The sequence below is a fragment of the Rhodanobacter denitrificans genome, assembly GCF_000230695.2.
GTDB classification, from domain to species: Bacteria; Pseudomonadota; Gammaproteobacteria; order Xanthomonadales; family Rhodanobacteraceae; genus Rhodanobacter; species Rhodanobacter denitrificans.
In genome coordinates, this window is the sequence record NC_020541.1 from 1,765,739 (window position 1) to 1,782,329 (window position 16,591).

At 65.4% G+C, this 16,591-nt stretch carries 16 protein-coding genes and 3 tRNA genes; 9 read left to right on the forward strand and 10 right to left on the reverse strand.

Going from position 1 to position 16,591, the window contains the following annotated elements; genetic code table 11:
- Window positions 1-7 precede the first annotated feature (7 nt).
- From pheA to R2APBS1_RS07970, 9 genes are all read left to right on the forward strand, one after another.
- Window positions 8-1,096, forward strand: a complete 1,089-nt coding sequence (gene pheA, locus R2APBS1_RS07930) for a prephenate dehydratase (protein ID WP_007508574.1) — start codon at window positions 8-10, stop codon at window positions 1,094-1,096.
- Complete coding sequence (gene aroA, locus R2APBS1_RS07935) at window positions 1,093-2,403, forward strand: 3-phosphoshikimate 1-carboxyvinyltransferase (RefSeq protein ID WP_015447513.1); 1,311 nt, start codon at window positions 1,093-1,095, stop codon at window positions 2,401-2,403. Before pheA ends, aroA begins: the two co-directional genes overlap by 4 nt.
- A 26-nt stretch (window positions 2,404-2,429) precedes the next feature.
- Window positions 2,430-3,209: a 3-deoxy-manno-octulosonate cytidylyltransferase gene (gene kdsB / locus R2APBS1_RS07940; RefSeq protein WP_007508571.1), complete on the forward strand. Its 780-nt coding sequence runs from the start codon at window positions 2,430-2,432 to the stop codon at window positions 3,207-3,209.
- Window positions 3,210-3,248: 39 nt separating this feature from the next.
- Window positions 3,249-5,075 (forward strand): excinuclease ABC subunit UvrC, encoded by a 1,827-nt coding sequence (gene uvrC / locus R2APBS1_RS07945; protein WP_015447514.1) that lies wholly within the window; start codon window positions 3,249-3,251, stop codon window positions 5,073-5,075.
- A 72-nt stretch (window positions 5,076-5,147) separates the two neighbouring features.
- Window positions 5,148-5,750, forward strand: coding sequence for a CDP-diacylglycerol--glycerol-3-phosphate 3-phosphatidyltransferase (pgsA, locus tag R2APBS1_RS07950; protein WP_007508567.1), 603 nt, complete (start codon window positions 5,148-5,150; stop codon window positions 5,748-5,750).
- Between the two features lie 66 nt (window positions 5,751-5,816).
- Window positions 5,817-5,892 (forward strand) — tRNA-Gly (locus R2APBS1_RS07955).
- Between the two features lie 129 nt (window positions 5,893-6,021).
- Window positions 6,022-6,097 (forward strand) — tRNA-Gly (locus R2APBS1_RS07960).
- A gap of 83 nt (window positions 6,098-6,180) precedes the next feature.
- A tRNA-Cys gene (locus R2APBS1_RS07965) sits at window positions 6,181-6,254 on the forward strand.
- Window positions 6,255-6,557: 303 nt separating this feature from the next.
- Window positions 6,558-6,938 (forward strand): HU family DNA-binding protein, encoded by a 381-nt coding sequence (locus tag R2APBS1_RS07970; RefSeq protein ID WP_007508565.1) that lies wholly within the window; start codon window positions 6,558-6,560, stop codon window positions 6,936-6,938.
- Between the two features lie 1,418 nt (window positions 6,939-8,356).
- On the opposite strand, the gene R2APBS1_RS07975 is transcribed toward R2APBS1_RS07970, so the two are convergent.
- The 10 genes from R2APBS1_RS07975 to R2APBS1_RS08015 all read right to left on the reverse strand — a co-directional run bounded on the left by R2APBS1_RS07975 (window position 8,357) and on the right by R2APBS1_RS08015 (window position 16,515).
- Entirely contained in the window at window positions 8,357-8,731 is a 375-nt protein-coding gene (locus R2APBS1_RS07975) for a hypothetical protein (RefSeq protein ID WP_015447515.1), read from the reverse strand.
- A 307-nt stretch (window positions 8,732-9,038) separates the two neighbouring features.
- Window positions 9,039-10,265, reverse strand: coding sequence for a phage major capsid protein (locus tag R2APBS1_RS07980; RefSeq protein ID WP_015447516.1), 1,227 nt, complete (start codon window positions 10,263-10,265; stop codon window positions 9,039-9,041).
- Window positions 10,266-10,271: 6 nt separating this feature from the next.
- The gene (locus R2APBS1_RS19275; protein ID WP_015447517.1) at window positions 10,272-10,934 is read right to left on the reverse strand and encodes an HK97 family phage prohead protease; all 663 of its coding nucleotides are present in this window, start codon (window positions 10,932-10,934) and stop codon (window positions 10,272-10,274) included.
- A 128-nt stretch (window positions 10,935-11,062) separates the two neighbouring features.
- Window positions 11,063-11,350 (reverse strand): hypothetical protein, encoded by a 288-nt coding sequence (locus R2APBS1_RS20035; RefSeq protein ID WP_015447518.1) that lies wholly within the window; start codon window positions 11,348-11,350, stop codon window positions 11,063-11,065.
- A complete protein-coding gene (locus R2APBS1_RS19280) occupies window positions 11,350-13,458 on the reverse strand; it encodes an AAA family ATPase (protein ID WP_015447519.1) in 2,109 nt (702 codons plus the stop codon). Before R2APBS1_RS19280 ends, R2APBS1_RS20035 begins: the two co-directional genes overlap by 1 nt.
- Window positions 13,455-13,757: a hypothetical protein gene (locus R2APBS1_RS07995; RefSeq protein ID WP_015447520.1), complete on the reverse strand. Its 303-nt coding sequence runs from the start codon at window positions 13,755-13,757 to the stop codon at window positions 13,455-13,457. The genes R2APBS1_RS19280 and R2APBS1_RS07995 overlap by 4 nt, the downstream gene beginning before the upstream one ends.
- On the reverse strand, window positions 13,754-14,389 hold the full coding sequence (locus tag R2APBS1_RS08000; RefSeq protein ID WP_015447521.1) for a hypothetical protein: 636 nt from the start codon (window positions 14,387-14,389) through the stop codon (window positions 13,754-13,756). The genes R2APBS1_RS07995 and R2APBS1_RS08000 overlap by 4 nt, the downstream gene beginning before the upstream one ends.
- A 174-nt stretch (window positions 14,390-14,563) precedes the next feature.
- Window positions 14,564-14,755: a hypothetical protein gene (locus tag R2APBS1_RS08005; protein WP_015447522.1), complete on the reverse strand. Its 192-nt coding sequence runs from the start codon at window positions 14,753-14,755 to the stop codon at window positions 14,564-14,566.
- A 93-nt stretch (window positions 14,756-14,848) separates the two neighbouring features.
- Window positions 14,849-15,442: a hypothetical protein gene (locus R2APBS1_RS08010; protein ID WP_015447523.1), complete on the reverse strand. Its 594-nt coding sequence runs from the start codon at window positions 15,440-15,442 to the stop codon at window positions 14,849-14,851.
- Window positions 15,439-16,515 (reverse strand): tyrosine-type recombinase/integrase, encoded by a 1,077-nt coding sequence (locus R2APBS1_RS08015; protein ID WP_015447524.1) that lies wholly within the window; start codon window positions 16,513-16,515, stop codon window positions 15,439-15,441. The genes R2APBS1_RS08010 and R2APBS1_RS08015 overlap by 4 nt, the downstream gene beginning before the upstream one ends.
- Window positions 16,516-16,591 lie beyond the last annotated feature (76 nt).

Sequence of the window (16,591 nt, forward strand, 5' to 3'; positions counted from 1 at the left end):
TGAACGCATGACCGACCCGAAGACCCCGTTGAGCGAGATGCGCGAACGCATCGACAGCATCGACCGGCAGATCCAGCAACTGATTTCCGAACGCGCCAATCATGCGCGCACGGTGGCGAAGGTGAAGGGCGAGGGGCTTTCGGCGATCGACTATTACCGCCCCGAACGCGAGGCCCACGTGCTGCGCATGGTGGTGGACCGCAACCAGGGGCCGCTGTCCGACGTCGAGATGGTGCGGCTGTTCCGCGAGATCATGTCCTCCTGCCTGGCGCAGGAAGACCCATTGAAGATCGGCTTCCTCGGCCCGGAAGGCACCTTCAGCGAACAGGCCGTGCGCAAGCACTTCGGCCATGCCGCCTACGGCCTGCCGCTGGGCAGCATCGAGGAAGTGTTCCAGGAGGTCGCCGCCGGGCATGCCGATTTCGGCGTGGTGCCGGTGGAAAACTCCGGCCAGGGCATGATCCAGGTCACCCTGGACATGTTCCTCACCTCCGAAGCCACCATCTGCGGCGAGATCGAGCTGCGCGTGCACCAGTGCCTGCACTCGCGCAGTGGCAGGCTGGAAGACGTGCGCCGCATCTACGCCCACGCGCAGTCGCTGCAGCAGTGCAAGACCTGGTTGCGCATCAACCTGCCCGAGGTCGAGTGCATCGCGGTGTCGAGCAATGCCGAGGCGGCGCGGCTGGCGCTGCATGCCGACGATGTGGCGGCGATCGCCGGCGAAAGCGCAGGCAAGGTCTATCGGCTGAAGACGGTGGCGCAGGGCATCGAGGATCGCGCCGACAACACCACGCGCTTCCTGGTGATCGGCCGCTCGCTGTTCCCGCCTTCGGGCAACGACCGCACCTCGCTGCTGATCACGGTCAACGACAAGCCCGGTGCGCTGTACGACGTGCTCAGCCCGTTCGCCAGGCACGGCATCAGCCTGAACCGGATCGAGTCGCGGCCGGCGCATACCGGCAAGTGGCAATACGCGTTCTTCATCGACGTCTCCGGCCACATCGACGACGCCGCGCTGCAGGCCGCAGTGCAGGACATCGGCGCTTCGGCGGCGACCATCCGCGTGCTCGGTTCCTACCCGGTGGCGTTGCCTTGAGCGGCCGCCTGGACTGGAGCAGCCGGGCCAGCGGCCCGCTGCTCGGCAGCGTGCGCGTGCCCGGCGACAAGTCGGTCTCGCACCGCGCGCTGATGCTGGCGGCGATCGCCGAGGGAGAGTCGCGCATCCGCGGCTTCCTTGAAGGCGAGGACACCCGCGCCACCGCCGCGGTGCTGGCGCAACTCGGCGTGCGCATCGACACGCCGTCGCCCGGCGAGCGCGTGGTGCACGGCACGGGCCTGCACGGCCTGCGCGGCACGGCGCAGGCGCTGGACTGCGGCAATGCCGGCACCGGCATGCGCCTGCTGGCCGGCCTGCTGGCCGGGCAGGCGTTCGACAGCACCCTGGTTGGCGATGCCTCGCTGTCGAAGCGGCCGATGCGCCGGGTGACCGATCCGCTGGCGCTGATGGGCGCGCACATCGACACGCGCGACGGCCTGCCGCCGCTGCGGGTGCGTGGTGGCCAGCCATTGCACGGCATCCGCTACGAGCTGCCGGTGGCCAGTGCGCAGGTGAAGTCCGCGCTGCTGCTGGCCGGCCTGTACGCCGCCGGCGACACCGAGGTCATCGAGCCGCATCCGACCCGCGACTACACCGAGCGCATGCTGGCTGCGTTCGGCTGGCCGATCGTGTTCGCGCCGGGCTGGGCGAAACTCTCCGGCGGCCATGCGCTGCGTGCCACCGACGTCGAGGTGCCGGCGGACTTTTCCTCGGCGGCGTTCTTCCTGGTCGCCGCGAGTATCGTGCCGGGTTCCGAACTGCGTCTGCAGGCGGTCGGGCTCAATCCGCGCCGCACCGGCCTGCTGGAGGCGCTGCGCCTGATGGGCGCGGACATCACGATCGAAAACGAACGTGAAGCCGGCGGCGAACCGGTGGGCGATCTCGTGGTGCGCCATGCACCGCTGCATGGTGTCGAACTGCCCGAGGCGCTGGTGCCGGACATGATCGATGAGTTCCCCGCGTTGTTCATCGCCGCCGCGGTGGCCAGCGGCCGTACGCTGATTCGCGGCGCCGCCGAACTGCGGGTGAAGGAGTCCGACCGCATCGCCACGATGGCTGCCGGCTTGCGCACGCTCGGCACGGCGATCGAGGAAACCCCGGACGGCGCGATCATCCACGGCGGTTCGCTGGGCGGCGGCACGGTGGCAAGCCATCTCGACCACCGCATCGCGATGAGTTTCGCCGTGGCCGGGCTGGTCGCCACCGCTCCGGTGCGGATCGACGACTGCAGCCACGTCGCCACCTCGTTTCCCGGCTTCCTGGAACTGACCAGCGGCTGCGGCTTCGCGCTGCAGGCCATAACCTGACATCCCATCCACCGACTGGTAATTCCATGTCCAACGCCGTGCCCCCGTTCATCGTCGCGATTCCCGCCCGCTACGGCTCGACCCGGCTGCCGGCCAAGCCGCTGCGCGCGATCGACGGCGTGCCGATGGTGGTGCGGGTGGCGCAGCGTGCCCTGCAGGCCGGCGCCCGCCAGGTGGTGGTGGCGGTGGACGACCGGCGCATCGCCGATGCGCTGGCCGGCCAGGAGGGCGTGGACATCTGCATGACCCGCAGCGACCACGCCTCGGGCAGCGACCGGCTGGCCGAGTGCGCCAGCCACTACGGCTGGGCCGACGACAGCATCGTGGTGAACCTGCAGGGCGACGAGCCGTTCGCGCCGGCCGCCGGCATCCGCGCGGTGGCACAGGCGCTGGCCGGCGACGACGCGCCGATGGCGACCCTGGCCACGCCGATCATCGATGCCGAGGAACTGTTCGACCCGAACGTGGTGAAGCTGGTGCGCGCCGCCAATGGCCGCGCGCTGTACTTCAGCCGCGCGCCGTTGCCGTGGGCGCGCGACGCGTTCGCCATCGACCGCCACGCACTGCCGTCCGGTTCGCCGTTCCTGCGCCACATCGGCATCTATGCCTACCGCGCCGGCTTCCTGGATCGCTACAGCCGCCTGCCGCGCACACCGCTGGAGCAGACTGAATCGCTGGAACAGCTGCGCGTGCTGGAGCATGGCCACGCGATCGCGGTGCGGCTGACTCCGCAGCCGTTTCCGCCCGGCATCGACACCGAGGCCGACCTGGAACGTGCCGAACAGTGGTTGCGCGCGCAGCGTTGAGCCTCCATGTGATGGGCTCATCGCCGCTAGAATGAGCCCATGCAGTCCGCGCAACCGCTCCCCTTCGACGGCAAGGCCTTCGTCCGCACGCTCTCCACTTCGCCTGGCGTCTACCGCCATTTCGACGCGGCCGGCGAACTGCTCTACGTGGGCAAGGCGGGCAACCTCAAAAAGCGCGTCGGCAGCTATTTCCTGAAGCCGCGGATGGAGCCGCGCATCGCCGCGATGGTGGCGCAGATCGCTCGCGTCGAGATCACCGTGACGCGCACCGAGGGCGAGGCGCTGCTGCTGGAGTCGCAGCTGATCAAGTCGCTCAAGCCGCGCTACAACATCCTGCTGCGCGACGACAAGAGCTACCCGTACATCTACCTTTCCACCGGCGAGGATTACCCGCGGCTGGCCTTCCATCGCGGCGCGAAGAACCTGCCGGGACGCTACTTCGGGCCGTACCCCAGCGTCTACGCGGTGCGCGAAAGCCTCAACCTGATGCAGAAATTGTTCAAGGTGCGCCAATGCGAGGACAGCTATTTCCGCAACCGCACGCGCCCCTGCCTGCTGTACCAGATCGGCCGCTGCAGCGCGCCGTGCGTGGGGCTGATCAGCGTGGAGGACTACCGCAACGACGTGCGCCACGCCGAGATGTTCCTGGAGGGGCGCAGCAATGCGGTGATTGACGAGCTGGCCGAGGCGATGGAGCAGGCCAGCAAGGCGCTGCAGTTCGAGCGTGCGGCGAAACTGCGCGACCAGGTGGCTGCGCTGCGCCAGCTGCAGGCGCAGAATCACGTGCAGGGTGCCAGCGCCGACATGGACGTGATCGCCTGCCGCATCGAGGCGGGCATGGCCTGCGTCAGCGTGCTGTTCTTCCGCAACGGCATCAGCCTGGGGACGCGCGACTTCTTCCCGCGCCTGCCGCTGGATGCCGAGCCGGCCGACGTACTGGCGCAGTTCATTGCGCAGTACTACCTGGACCGACCGGTGCCACGCGAGCTGATCCTGGGCGAGGCGCTGGCCGACCAGGCCATCCTCGCCGAACTGCTCGGCCAGTACGCCGGCCGCGCGGTCGAGTTGAAGTCCAGCGTGCGCGGCGAGCGTGCGCAGTTCCTGCAGATGGCCGAGCGCAATGCGCAGGCCTCGTTGACCGCACGGCTGGCCAGTCGACAGACCCTCGGCACGCGCTTCGACGACCTGCAGAAGGTGCTGGGGCTGGACGAGTCGCCGCGCCGCATCGAATGTTTCGACATCAGCCACACGCTGGGCGAGCTGACCGTGGCCTCGTGCGTGGTGTTCGGTCCGGAAGGGCCGGAAAAATCGCACTACCGCCGCTTCAACATCACCGGTATCACGCCCGGTGACGATTACGCGGCGATGCACCAGGCGCTGACCCGGCGCTTCCGCAAGCTGGCCGAAGGCGAGGGTGCGCGTCCGGACGTGCTGCTGATCGACGGCGGCGGCGGGCAGGTGGCGCAGGCACTGGAGGTGCTGAAGGAACTTGGCGTCGACGGCATCGAGGTGGTCGGCGTGGCGAAGGGACCGGGCCGACGCGCTGGCGAGGAAACGCTGGTACTTGCCGACTCCGGCCGTGAGCTGCATCCGGGGTCATCGTCGCCCGCGCTGCACCTGGTCGCGGCGGTGCGTGACGAGGCCCACCGCTTCGCCATCAGCGGCCATCGCAAGCGGCGCGAGAAGGCGCGCGAGCACAGCGTGCTGGAAGACGTGCCGGGTATCGGCGCACGCCGGCGTACCGCCTTGCTGAAGGCGTTCGGCGGCATGCAGGGACTGGAGCGCGCCGGCGTCGAGGAACTGATGCAGGTGAAAGGAATCGACCGCGGTTTGGCCGAGCGCATCTACGCCAGCCTGCATGGCTGAACATCGGCGCGCGCCTTCACTCGGCAGTGGCGCGCGGTCATGCGAAACTGCAACCAATCATCGGGACGAATCATGCACATCAACCTGCCGACCTGGCTGACCCTCTTCCGCGTTGCGCTGTTGCCGGTCATGGTGGTGGTGTTCTACCTGCCGTTCGCGGGGCACAACATCACGGCGGCGGTCGTGTTCGTGCTGGCGGCGGTCACCGACTGGCTCGACGGCTACCTGGCGCGGCGGATGAATCTCACCTCCGCCTTCGGCGCGTTCCTCGACCCGGTGGCCGACAAGCTGATGGTGGCGGTGACCTTGTTCCTGCTGGTCGAGTCGCATCGCGGCGGCTGGCCGGGCGTGCTGATGGCGGTGACCGCGGCGGTGATCGTCGGGCGCGAGATCAGCGTGTCGGCGCTGCGCGAGTGGATGGCCGAGATCGGCATGCGCGCCACCGTCAAGGTCGCCTTCATCGGCAAGCTGAAGACGGTGATGCAGATGGTCGCGCTGGTGGTGCTGATCGTGCAGCACGAGAAAGCCGCGGAGGCGTTGCGGCTGTACCACATCGGCGAGGCGCTGCTGGTGATCGCCGGCGTGCTGACGATCTGGTCCGGCCTGCATTACCTGCGCGCCGCATGGCCGAGCCTCAGCGCCGACGGTGCGTCGAGCAAGCGCGCGGCCGAGTGAGGGAACCGAGCCGGGCGACGCGGACTTGACGATCCGCATTCACGTATTAGAATGCGCGGCTCCGATGCGGGAATAGCTCAGTTGGTAGAGCACGACCTTGCCAAGGTCGGGGTCGCGAGTTCGAGTCTCGTTTCCCGCTCCAGTTTGCAGACAAAGCCCCGGCCTGTCCGGGGCTTTGTCGTATGGGTGCCTCTCGCGCCGGTCATGCCGAAAACCAGGGGGCGAGGCTATTCACAAGCGACTTCGTTCTGCTATGATTCGCGGCTCCGATGCGGGAATAGCTCAGTTGGTAGAGCACGACCTTGCCAAGGTCGGGGTCGCGAGTTCGAGTCTCGTTTCCCGCTCCAGTTTTCAAGCAGACCTCGGCCTACCGGGGTTTTGTTTTTTAGAGGCAACCTGCGATCATCACGGTCGCGATGCACCAAGCAATGGCCAGGTGGCAGAGTGGTCATGCAGCGGACTGCAAATCCGCGTACGCCGGTTCGATTCCGACCTTGGCCTCCATTGCGCAACCGGCTGCCGGACAGCCGCAGGAAACCCGCCCCCCGGCGGGTTTTTTTGTGCCGTTCCGAATGCCGGGTCTTCGCCTTTCCAGGCCGCGCCGGGCAGCGCGGTGCGAGTCTGCTTGCCGCGGTTGCATGGCCGTTTTGCGTCTACGACAGACGATCAGGCTGCCGATGGTGTCGTTGCAGCGTTTTTTTTGCGGTTTTTGCCGTTCGACCCGTTGGCGCCACCGCTGAATTCCCCTACATTCAGCGTGCCGCGAGGCATACGAACCAACCACCACATATCCACGAGGGGAAACCCATGGCAAAGACGCAGAAAGCAGCTGCAAAGAGCAAGCCGGCATCCAAGGCCGCACCCGCCGCACCCAAGCCGATCAAGGAAGTCCTGAACAAGTCCAGCCTGGTGGCGCACATCGCGGAAGCCAGCGGTGTGGTGGCCAAGGACGTGCGTGCTGTGCTGGCAGCGCTGGAAGGCGCGGTAGCCGGTTCGGTGCACAAGAAGGGCGCCGGCTCGTTCCAGCTGCCGGGCCTGCTGAAGATCACCGCGGTGAGCGTGCCGGCCAAGCCGAAGCGCAAGGGCATCAACCCGTTCACCAAGGAAGAGCAGTGGTTCGCGGCCAAGCCGGCGTCGACCAAGATCAAGATCCGCCCGCTGAAGAAGCTGAAGGACGCGGCGGCCTGATCGCTCGAGGTTTCCCGGTACAGGCAATCGAAAGTGCGGCGGGCGATCCCGCCGCACTTTTTTTGTGGGCGAGGCAAGTTCGCCGAAGAGGTGGTGCCCGGACCCGGAATCGAACCGGGATACCCGTGAGGGTGAGGGATTTTAAGTCGCGGCGGGTGGTTGTTGCCGACAGTTGAAGTCGTTTAGCTTCAATGGGTTATCTGTTGCCGGTCGCTGCTGACTATTGGCAATTCTCGGCTTCCGTGTCCCACCAGTGTCCCACGACGCTGCCTATGCTCGCTTCCCGGCCTCCCATGAGTGACCGCACTGCAAGCATGTGATTTTGACCTTGCCGGCTCCGACAAGCCCACCGAGTAAGCCCATGGGGCCGGCTATCAAGCCGCCGACCACTGCGCCACGTAGCCCGAAGCCCTTTTTGTTGGCAGTCAGTTGCACAGATCGACACTTAGGACAGGCAAGAGGCGGCACCGCTGCCGGTGGCGCACCTTCATACGCGGGATCGTCTTCACACGCCGGATCGTGCCCTAAATCCGCAGCAATCGGTGCGGGTAAGGTTTGGACACGGGAGGGCGTGTATTCATCACGCTCAGAAATGGAGCGCAGGCGTCTGGGCTCGAAAGTCTGCAGTGAATAACCACAGGCCAAGCATTCACCGGACTCATTGGGCGTCCATTTAGAGCACGCTGGACATTGAATGGTAGTCATGTGCGAAGCCCTTGTTCGGGTCTCCACAATAGCGCGTGTGGTGCCCCGGCAATCGGCGCGTACCTCAATTATTTGTGGAGGTCGTGCTCTTGGCGGTCCACAATCGTCTGATGGATCGGAGGGGGGAACACCGTTGGCACTCACACCTAGCGCTGTAGTTGCGCTCAACCTCTATTGCGCCCAGGCAGCCGAGCTCGGTACGCCTCACAAATTCACGATCCGAGAAGGGGTGATAGTTACGAACACTCAACGTGATCGAATTACCCAGTACCTCAGTGATTTTTGGCGGAAGCCAATTGAGTGCCCGCTACTCTTGGACCTAAAACCGCATCATGGCTATGCGAGCCGAATACTTAAGGACGGGTTTACGGCGGAACAATTCGCCGAGTGGCTCGCTGCAGGGTGTTCGGACGTTTCAGAGGTTTCGACTGATTTCAACGGACGGCCGAACCTAATCCTGCGAGCGGTATCGGACCACCATGCGGTGGTCTACGACATTTTGGTACCGATCAGGTCATCCGCAGAAGGATACGTCTGGGTGGATGATGTGATACCGAAAGGCCTGAATGGCAGGCAAAAAAAAGCAGCTTCCTCGGCGTTCCCTTAGACCGTCTTGCGACGCTGAACTATAGGGCGCTGTAAAGCTGCTGTTGACAATTATCCCCGTAATGACGGCTTAGTCAATAGCGATGCTATTGACCGGAGGCTCGCGTTCAGTCGTCAAAGTCGTTGCGCTGGGGCTTCGGTGCTGCAGTAACGCGCGAAGCTGCCGCGGGCGTCATGCCCAGATCAGCCAGCAGGCACTGCAGACGCGCGAATTTGGCCGCGGGGAAGTCTGCGGGCGCTGCGCGGAACTGGACGAACAGGGATGCGGCAATCTCGACGGCCAGGCGGTCCCGGTCGGCCAGTACGCCATCGGGCGACGCCTTCACGATCAGATCCCACGCCTTGCGAAAGGTGATCGGCACCTGCCGGGGGGCTGAACCGATCGGCCCGCGGGGTGTTGGGTCGGTGCGGGTGCGGTTCGGATTCTTCGCGAAGGCGCCCGACAGCTGCAATACGTTGCTCGGTTTGCGGTGGGCGGCCATCGGAATATCTCATTTGTGGAAGCGGGAAATTAGCTGCCCACGCGGTCCCCGAGACCGATGCTCCGAACTTTGCACCTGCCCTCCCGGGCAGCGGTAATTACCGGTCGTCGCGTTGGGTAGGTTGCCCCCGCACCAGATCGCACTGGCCGGGGGCTGGTCTGCAGGGCTCGGCGGGCTGACGCGCCCAAGGGCTACCGCGTACCGCTGCATGCTGGTGTTGTATTGGAGTCACCACCGCCAGCTGGGCGACGTGCGTCGGGTATGCAATTGCTGGCCGCCCCGATCGCACATACCGCGGCCCGATTCCTTACGTGGTCGGGACCAGCGCGACCTTGAGCACCGCACCAGGCGAGAACACCGCGAGACCCAATCGGCCTTCACCAAGCAGGATCGTGACGTTGCTGGTGAACTTCTGCTCGCGGCTGGCCTGCACGGTCACCTGCTGGCGATCAAGCAAAGCCATCTGGCTCAGGTCGGCAACGACCGTGGTTCCTGCCGGCACGGATGCGGACTGAATTACGGGCGTATTCCAGAGCACCGGCGGTGCCGGCGCGACGGGCGAGCCCAGCAGATAGGTCCCTTCGCTGGTGCCACGCGTGCGGGTGATGTTGCCCCAGTCCACCGGGTTCATGATGATGGCCGGCTGACCTGCCCAGCCTGCAGCAGCGAGCGCGGTCACTGCCTCGCCGATACGATCCTGCGCATCATCGGCAGTCGCAGCAAACGCGGTCGCCTGTGGAATGATGCCCTTGATCTTGCCGGTGCCACCGACCCCGTTCAGTACCTGATTCTCGGCTCGCTGGAATACACCGACGCGCAAGAGGTTGTCGATTTGCACTTCCAGGCTCGGCGCGTCGGCCAATACCTGATTGGATACCGGGATCCAGTGCGCGATCGTCGCAATGGTCGCCACAGCATCCACGGTCGGGAATCCGCCCTCGGCTTTCTCCGCGCCCTCGGTGGCCTGATAGTCCGCGGCGTTCGAGTAGGACGGATCCAGTTGCGTGAACTCATAGCTGCCGCTGGTGACGGGGATCGCGCGCAATGCTTCCATCAGGGTCAGCGGACGCACCGCGAAGCCCCACAGGTTGTTGCTGTCCCGGTCGTTGGGTGCCGTATAGCTCTGATCGCCGACGCCACCGCGGCCGGTATTCACGACAGCCTTGCAAAGCATCTTCACGGAACTATTTTTCAGCTCGATGCGACCGGTGGAGTTCTGGCCGCCCAGGAAAGACTTGAGGCCGTCGGACTCGATGAAAGAGCGCACAGGCGACGGGCCAGCGTTGCCACCGCCGCCACCGTGTCCGCGGAACGATTTGATCTCGGCGAGCTCTTGCACCATGCCGTTAAGCGTTTCGGCCTGCTCGGCGTTCGCATCCTTCAGTGCCTTGATTTCCAGCGCGGATTTTTCGGCGGCCTTCTCGAATCGCTGGGCATGTTCCGCGACAGCAGCCAGCAACGGATCGCCGTCGGCGGCTTTGGTCTGCAGGCGCTGGCCGGGCTTGAGGGTGCGGAGAATGGAATGGTTGTTCATTGGGTCTTACCTCGAATGGGGATTTGACGCGGCCAACATGGCGAGCGCCTTGGTCAGGGTTTCCGGCGCAACATCGCGTTGCGGGTCCCCACCATCACGGGGGTTGACCAGGGAATAGGTCTTGCTTGCGACCGCCTTCGCGGTACGCGATGAAAGTCCCAATGCATCACGCACAAGGGCTTCATATTCTCGAATCGTGCGGCAGTCGGCCGCGCTCTTTATCTCGGTGAACTTGGCGCCCGCAGCGGCCGGCACACTCACTGCACTGACCTCGTGCAGGTCGACCGCAGACAGGTAGCGCACGCCGTCGATAACGCGCGTGGAACCGGGCGGGGTCGTGTAGCCGATCGACATGGACAGCGCGCCGGCCAGAGCGAGCGCGTGCGCCTCGGCACCGGCAGCGGTCGACGTTGCGATGCGGCCTTGCACCAGCAAACCGTCGGGGGTTTCTTTGGCCGCGTAGATGCTGCCGATGGGCAAGGTCTGATCGTGCTGGCGCAGTAGGGGGATGCCGTAGCCGCGGGCGGCCCACTTGGCGAGCGTGGCGGCGAAGGCGCCAGGACGGATCGAATCGTTCTGCCTGTCCACCTCGTTGAATACGGCAGCCAGTCCAGAGAACGAACCTGCGGCGGTATCGGTGGCGACAAGCTTTAATTGCAAGGCGGTCATTCTCGACCCTCTCGGTCGGTGGCGTGCGGTGTGCACGCGGCATGCCTCCAGCGTGCCGAGTCGTCTCCGGGCTGCCTATGTCGTTGCGTGCGGTTCTATGCGTTCGCGTGCGGTTCCGTGCAACGACTTCACGCGTCGGCGCGCTGGCGCTCGATGAACTCGGCCAGATCGGCGAGCCGGTAGGTCACGCGGCCGGCGACTTTGTAGAACGCCAGCGGGCAGGTGCTAGCGCGAAGGTTGCGCAACGTGCCGGCCGCCAGCCCTACCAGTCCCGCAGCATCGGCTTCACTCACTCGACCATCGCCAGTAACGGGGATGGCCGATGCGCGCGCGGTGGCTTCCAGCGTCGCCAGACAATCGGCGATGCGATCGGCTAGATCGGGGACGGTAATTCGCTGGCTCTGTTCGCACCTCATTACCCCACACCCCCGCACGTTGAACCTGCGAAACCTGCGATGCAGGATTCCCGGTTCGCGGGTTGATCGCTGGTTACGGGAACCTGCGAAACCTGCGAAACCTGCGAAGGGATAACGAATCGCTCTTTTTGATGGCGCTTGGCGTCCCAGTAATTTTCGACAGCGATGCGTCCGCTACGCTGCAAATCTGTAATTGCGGCCCAGAAGTCCTCGCGCCCCCGCGCGCCGCGCATGCGTTGCGGCAAATCCGGGAACGCGTCCAGCATCCGTTGCGTCGTCGCTGGACCGGTGCGTGCGGTCGATACGCTGGCGCCGTCGTCAATCGCAGCCTTGAGCGCCGCGAGCACCGCGTCGGCATCCGATCCGGTCGCACCGTCGACGTACTCGGCGCAGTCGGGAATCAGCACGCCGGAAGGCGTCCACGCGAGCCGGATCGGTGCGGCCTTCGCGCCCAGGTTGAGCTTTTCCTGCACCAGCTCTTTGCCGATGCGCGTATCGACCAGCGCCAGCCGTGAGCGCGCCGAGTTATGCCAAGCGCTCGAACCGCTGTAGCTATTCCCCGCGGCGCCGAACCTTGCCGCGGCCTTGTCGATATGCGCCAGCAGCATCACGCCGGCATTGTTGGCGCGGCCGAGCCCAGCCAGCTCACGGATAAACGTCCGCACCTGCCGTCGATCATTCTCGGGACCGTCGTAGGCGTCCGATGCGTTGTCGATGATCAGCAGCCCCGCACGACCCACCGCGGCGCGCAGCTCGCCAAGCGTCGCCGTCGGCACCAGCGAGCGCACGCCGAACGCGGCGTGTTCTGTCATCAGCGCGGACAGCCCGGCGCTACCGTCCAGAATCGTCAGCCCAGCCAGCACGGCCGCGGCGTCCAACTGGTAGCCCTCGATGATCTTGCGCAGCCGATACCGCACGATCTCCGCGGCATCCTCCAGCGACACGAAGAGCACCGGGCGATGCTGCACCGTGAGCCCGGCCCACGGTTGACCGGCCGCAACGTGCGCGCCGATGGCCAGGGCGAGGATTGATTTGCCGCTGCCGCCGTGGCTGCCAAATAGGGTCAGATGGCCGGCAGGGATCAGCGGGTTAACGATGAACTGCGGCGGCGCGACTGTTGCGCCCATCACGTCAGCAATCGGCACCGGGCGCAACGTCTGCATTGCGACAGCGCCGACAGGCAGCGGAGCACGGCCGAAGCCCACGGCCCACGGGTCGGCCTCGCGCGTTATTTCTCCGCTGGCGATCTTGGCAAACGCGCTGGACACAGCCGCCGCGCGCTCGCCATCGGGAACGTCACGCGACCACCGGCCGCGGTCGTGCTCGGCCTCCACTGCTGCCATTGCCGTGGCCTGCGATACACCGGAACGTGCGAGGCGCACCGCGAGCGCTATCAGGTCGGCGTGTCGGGTTCCGGCGTCCTCAACGGTCACACCTTCAGCATCGCCAGTGCCCGGCGCTGTCACACGCTCGCCTGCCACCGGTGGAAATTGCGTCAGCACCTGCTCGGCAGTGAAGCGCGGGTGTGCGTTCCATTGCAGCACGCGCGACAGAAACGGCGAACCCTTCGCGTGGATAAATCCGGGCAAGCGCATCACGCGGGGCAAGTCGATCACGCTGGGGTCGCTGCCGAAGCGTGCGGCGATAGATCGCTGCACGTCTGCGAACTGCGCCAGCGGCAAACCATCGCATAACCAGAACGCGTGGAAACGGCCGGGGCTGGACTCGACCACGATATGCGGCAGCAGATCGCAAGCCAGTACGGGCGCCAGCGGGGCACCATCCAAATCGGCGAACACGGCACGAACGCGGTTAATGTCGCGCGCCTTGTGGCCGCCCTCATTGATGACCGCGAACACGCCGCGGCCTGCGGCATTGTCGGCGGCCAGCGCTTCCGCATGCTCGGCAAGGCCGCCTGTGTAGTTATGACCCGCGCCGGTTCCCAAATCGGGAAAAGTGCGGACGCACCATACGCTGGCGGCGGGGTCCAGCCATTTGAGAAACGAGGCTGCGGCGGTAGCATCAATCGCGCCCGCCGTGGGCAATTCGTTCTGTTCGACCTGAAGCCCGGTAGCCGCCGGGCTTCGTCGTGTCTGGCTTGTGGTCATGGGGTTTCCTTGATTCGATCCAGCGCGCGATGTGCCGCGGCAATACAACGAGTCGCGACGCGCACGACAGCGGTAGCGCCCTCCACGTCGGGGGCCGGCTGCGCGCTCATCGTGTAGAGCGCACGTGCGCACTGGTGCAGGGATTGCTGCGGCTCATCGGGAACAATCAGCCGCCCCAGGCGCAGCGCGATCAGATCCAGCTCGCTCAGCACCTCCAGTACCTGCGCATGCCGCGGCGTCTCGGGCCAGCCGTCGACCACTGCGGCGGCATTCAGTAGACGATCGGCGGCCGACGTCATGGCTGCACCCGCTTCGCGATGCCGGCGCGTGCCGCTGCTACCTTCTGCACCGTGTCGATTGGGTCCATCGCCCGAACCTGATACAGCTTCACGAAGGACGCGACCGCGCGGGCGAAAGCGCGCATGGATGACGTGGGGTTCAGTACCCAGTCGAAGCTCGACAGCGTGGGTTGCATCCGCTCAGCTTTCAACTCGGCAAGCTCAGCGCGCACCTCCGCCAGTTCCGCCAGCAGCTGGTCGGCGTCCGGTCGCCCGTCGGCGTCGCGCTCCACGTCGTCGGCCAGCTCGCCGAGAACTTCCAGAGTCGTGTCGCGGTTGTCACGGGTCGCTGCGCTCCAGGCCATGCTGCTGGCGATCAGATCTGCCGTGGAATGGCCGCCATATCCGGGTGTAAGCCACAGCCGCAGAAGGTTCAAAGATTCACGGTCCGCGGCAATGCGCGTCAGGCCCATGATGATGTGGACGGCCATCCAGACATCGGCGGCATCGGGTGCGTCCAGTGCGTAGCAGTCGACAAGGATCGTCCAGCCTTGGACCTCGGCGCGATGGTTTGGGTATATGCCGCCTTCGTCCATGTGCGGCGCGCACAGGTCCAGTGATTCGGTAATGGCTTGGAAGTTACGAGTGATCATGGGCCGGTCTCCACGATCATCGCGTTACCCACGATCGCCCACGCGCGCCGGTGCATCCAGTTGCGCAGAGCAGGCGGTAGCGGCTGGCCGGAAGCGAGCCACGCGTCACAATGACGCAATGCGCGCGCGTCGGCGCCGGGTTCGCCACGCTCGGCGGGGTGAGGTTGGCGGCATTCATGCTGCCACCTGCTGCTGGTCCACCCACGCGCTGAATGCGTCGACGTCGATATACACGCGGCGACCGATGCGCACCACAGCGGACTGCAGACCGTTGGTGCTCGCGTTGAAGATCCACCAGCGCAACTGCGCTTCGGTGAAGGGTGATTCTGCGGCGAACTGAGTCACCGACTTAAGGTTGCGATTCATTGCCATCTCCCGTTGTTAGCCATTTCTGGCTGGTGTGGAGATGGTCGGCGGCGCGGTGTTGTCAGCGCGCCCGGCTATGACAACTTTCTGATCCTACGGCGCCGGCTTGCTGATCCGCGTGCGGATAGTGCCAGGCTTGTAGACGGTTCCTCGTGCGATCAATCGCGCAATCTCAATCGCGCTCTTGTGCGCGTGTTGAGGTAGCGCCCACAGGTCGGTGGCGCGCGCCTGCCACTGTGCGTATCTCGCGGCGGCGGCTGCACTGCTCGCGGCGTTGGCTTCCTCGAACGGTTTGCGCACGCGGGTTCCAGTTTCGATGACAGCGCGCTGGTCGTCGAAGTGAACGGCGTGTTTCATGTGTGCGTGGAAGGTGTCCAGGTGGCGGTCGGCTTCGCTCCAGTCCGGCGATGCCTTGCGTACTTCCGCGCTCAGGAAAGCCCATGCGTCGCTCAGATCGTCGCGTAGATCGCTGGCAGGCTCGCGCTCGATGATGGCCGGCACAATGCCGCGCAGGCGATAGAAAGCCCACTTGACGCGCAGCGCGCGAAACTGCGAGGGGTCGCGCTTCGCCGCCTCGATCAGCTCGAAAATATCGCGCTTCGCATCATCGTCTATCGGCCCGGCCAGCCACTTGGCGATGTCGGCGACGATGATGCCCGAGAATCTAGCTTTCGATGCGAAGGTCATTCGTCGTCTCCCAAGAAATTACCGGCCATGCGTTCCAGCACGCTGCGCGTGTGGTCGCCGGTCATGTGGCTATATCGGCGCGCCATCACCAGCGTTCGGTGACCTAGCGCCTCGGCAACCTCGGCCAGGCTCGCGCCGTTCATCGTGAGATAGCTTGCCGTCGTGTGCCGCAGGTCGTGGAAACGGAAGTCCACCAGCCCGGCCGCGTCGCGTACCTTCGCCCACGGCTTATCAAGGTTGGCGGGCGCGTCGTCGCTGCGGCCCTTGAAGACCCAGCCCTTTTGCGTCGGGTCGCGCTCCCATTGCTGCCGGATAGCGGCGACCGCGGGGCCGACGATAGGCACGCGCCGCGGCTGGCCGTTCTTCGTGTCTGCGAATAGCAACGTCATGCGCTCTAGGTCGACGTCCTCCCACTGCAGCGGAAAGATATTTCCTCGGCGCGCGCCGGTGGCCAGCGCCAGCATCACGGCGCAATAAATGTTCCGGTCGTCACTCGCGCGGCAGGCGGTCAGCAGGGATTTGCGCTCGTCGTCAGACAGGAAGCGCACCACGCCAGCGCCTTCGCTGCGCTTCGTGATCGCCAGCACGGGGTTTGAAGACAGCCAGCCTAGTTCCTTCCATGCCCACTTGCAGACAGCGGACAGGGCGGCCAGATAGCGATTCACCGTTGCGCCTGACAGCACGCCACCACCGCGCGCCGACGGCTTGGCGGACAGCTCCGCACGGTAGCCGGCGACCGTCTGCGGCGTGAGCTTGTCCAGCGTCACAAAGCCCGCTTGATCCTTCCACCACTGCAGCATGGCGGCGACCTTCGCGCCGTCTTTGCTGTTGGGCTTCACGGGGAGATATTCGGCGGTGAACTTGTCGATCAGTTCGCCAAGGGTGCGGCGACGATCGGCCGTGGTCGGCACATATGAGCCGTGGCCTAGATCGCTCTCGGCTTTGGCCGCCCAGGCTACCGCGTCGGTCTTGCGCTTGAACGTGCGGCTACGGGGACGCTCACCACGCACACGAACGCGAGCCTGATAGCTCGTTGTCCCATCGTGTCCCACGCGTCGAACAATAGTGGCCATGATTGACCCTTGCTGGCTGTTGTGTCCCGTGAGTGTCCCACGGACAATGGCGCTCAACAAGTAATTCAGGCTAAAT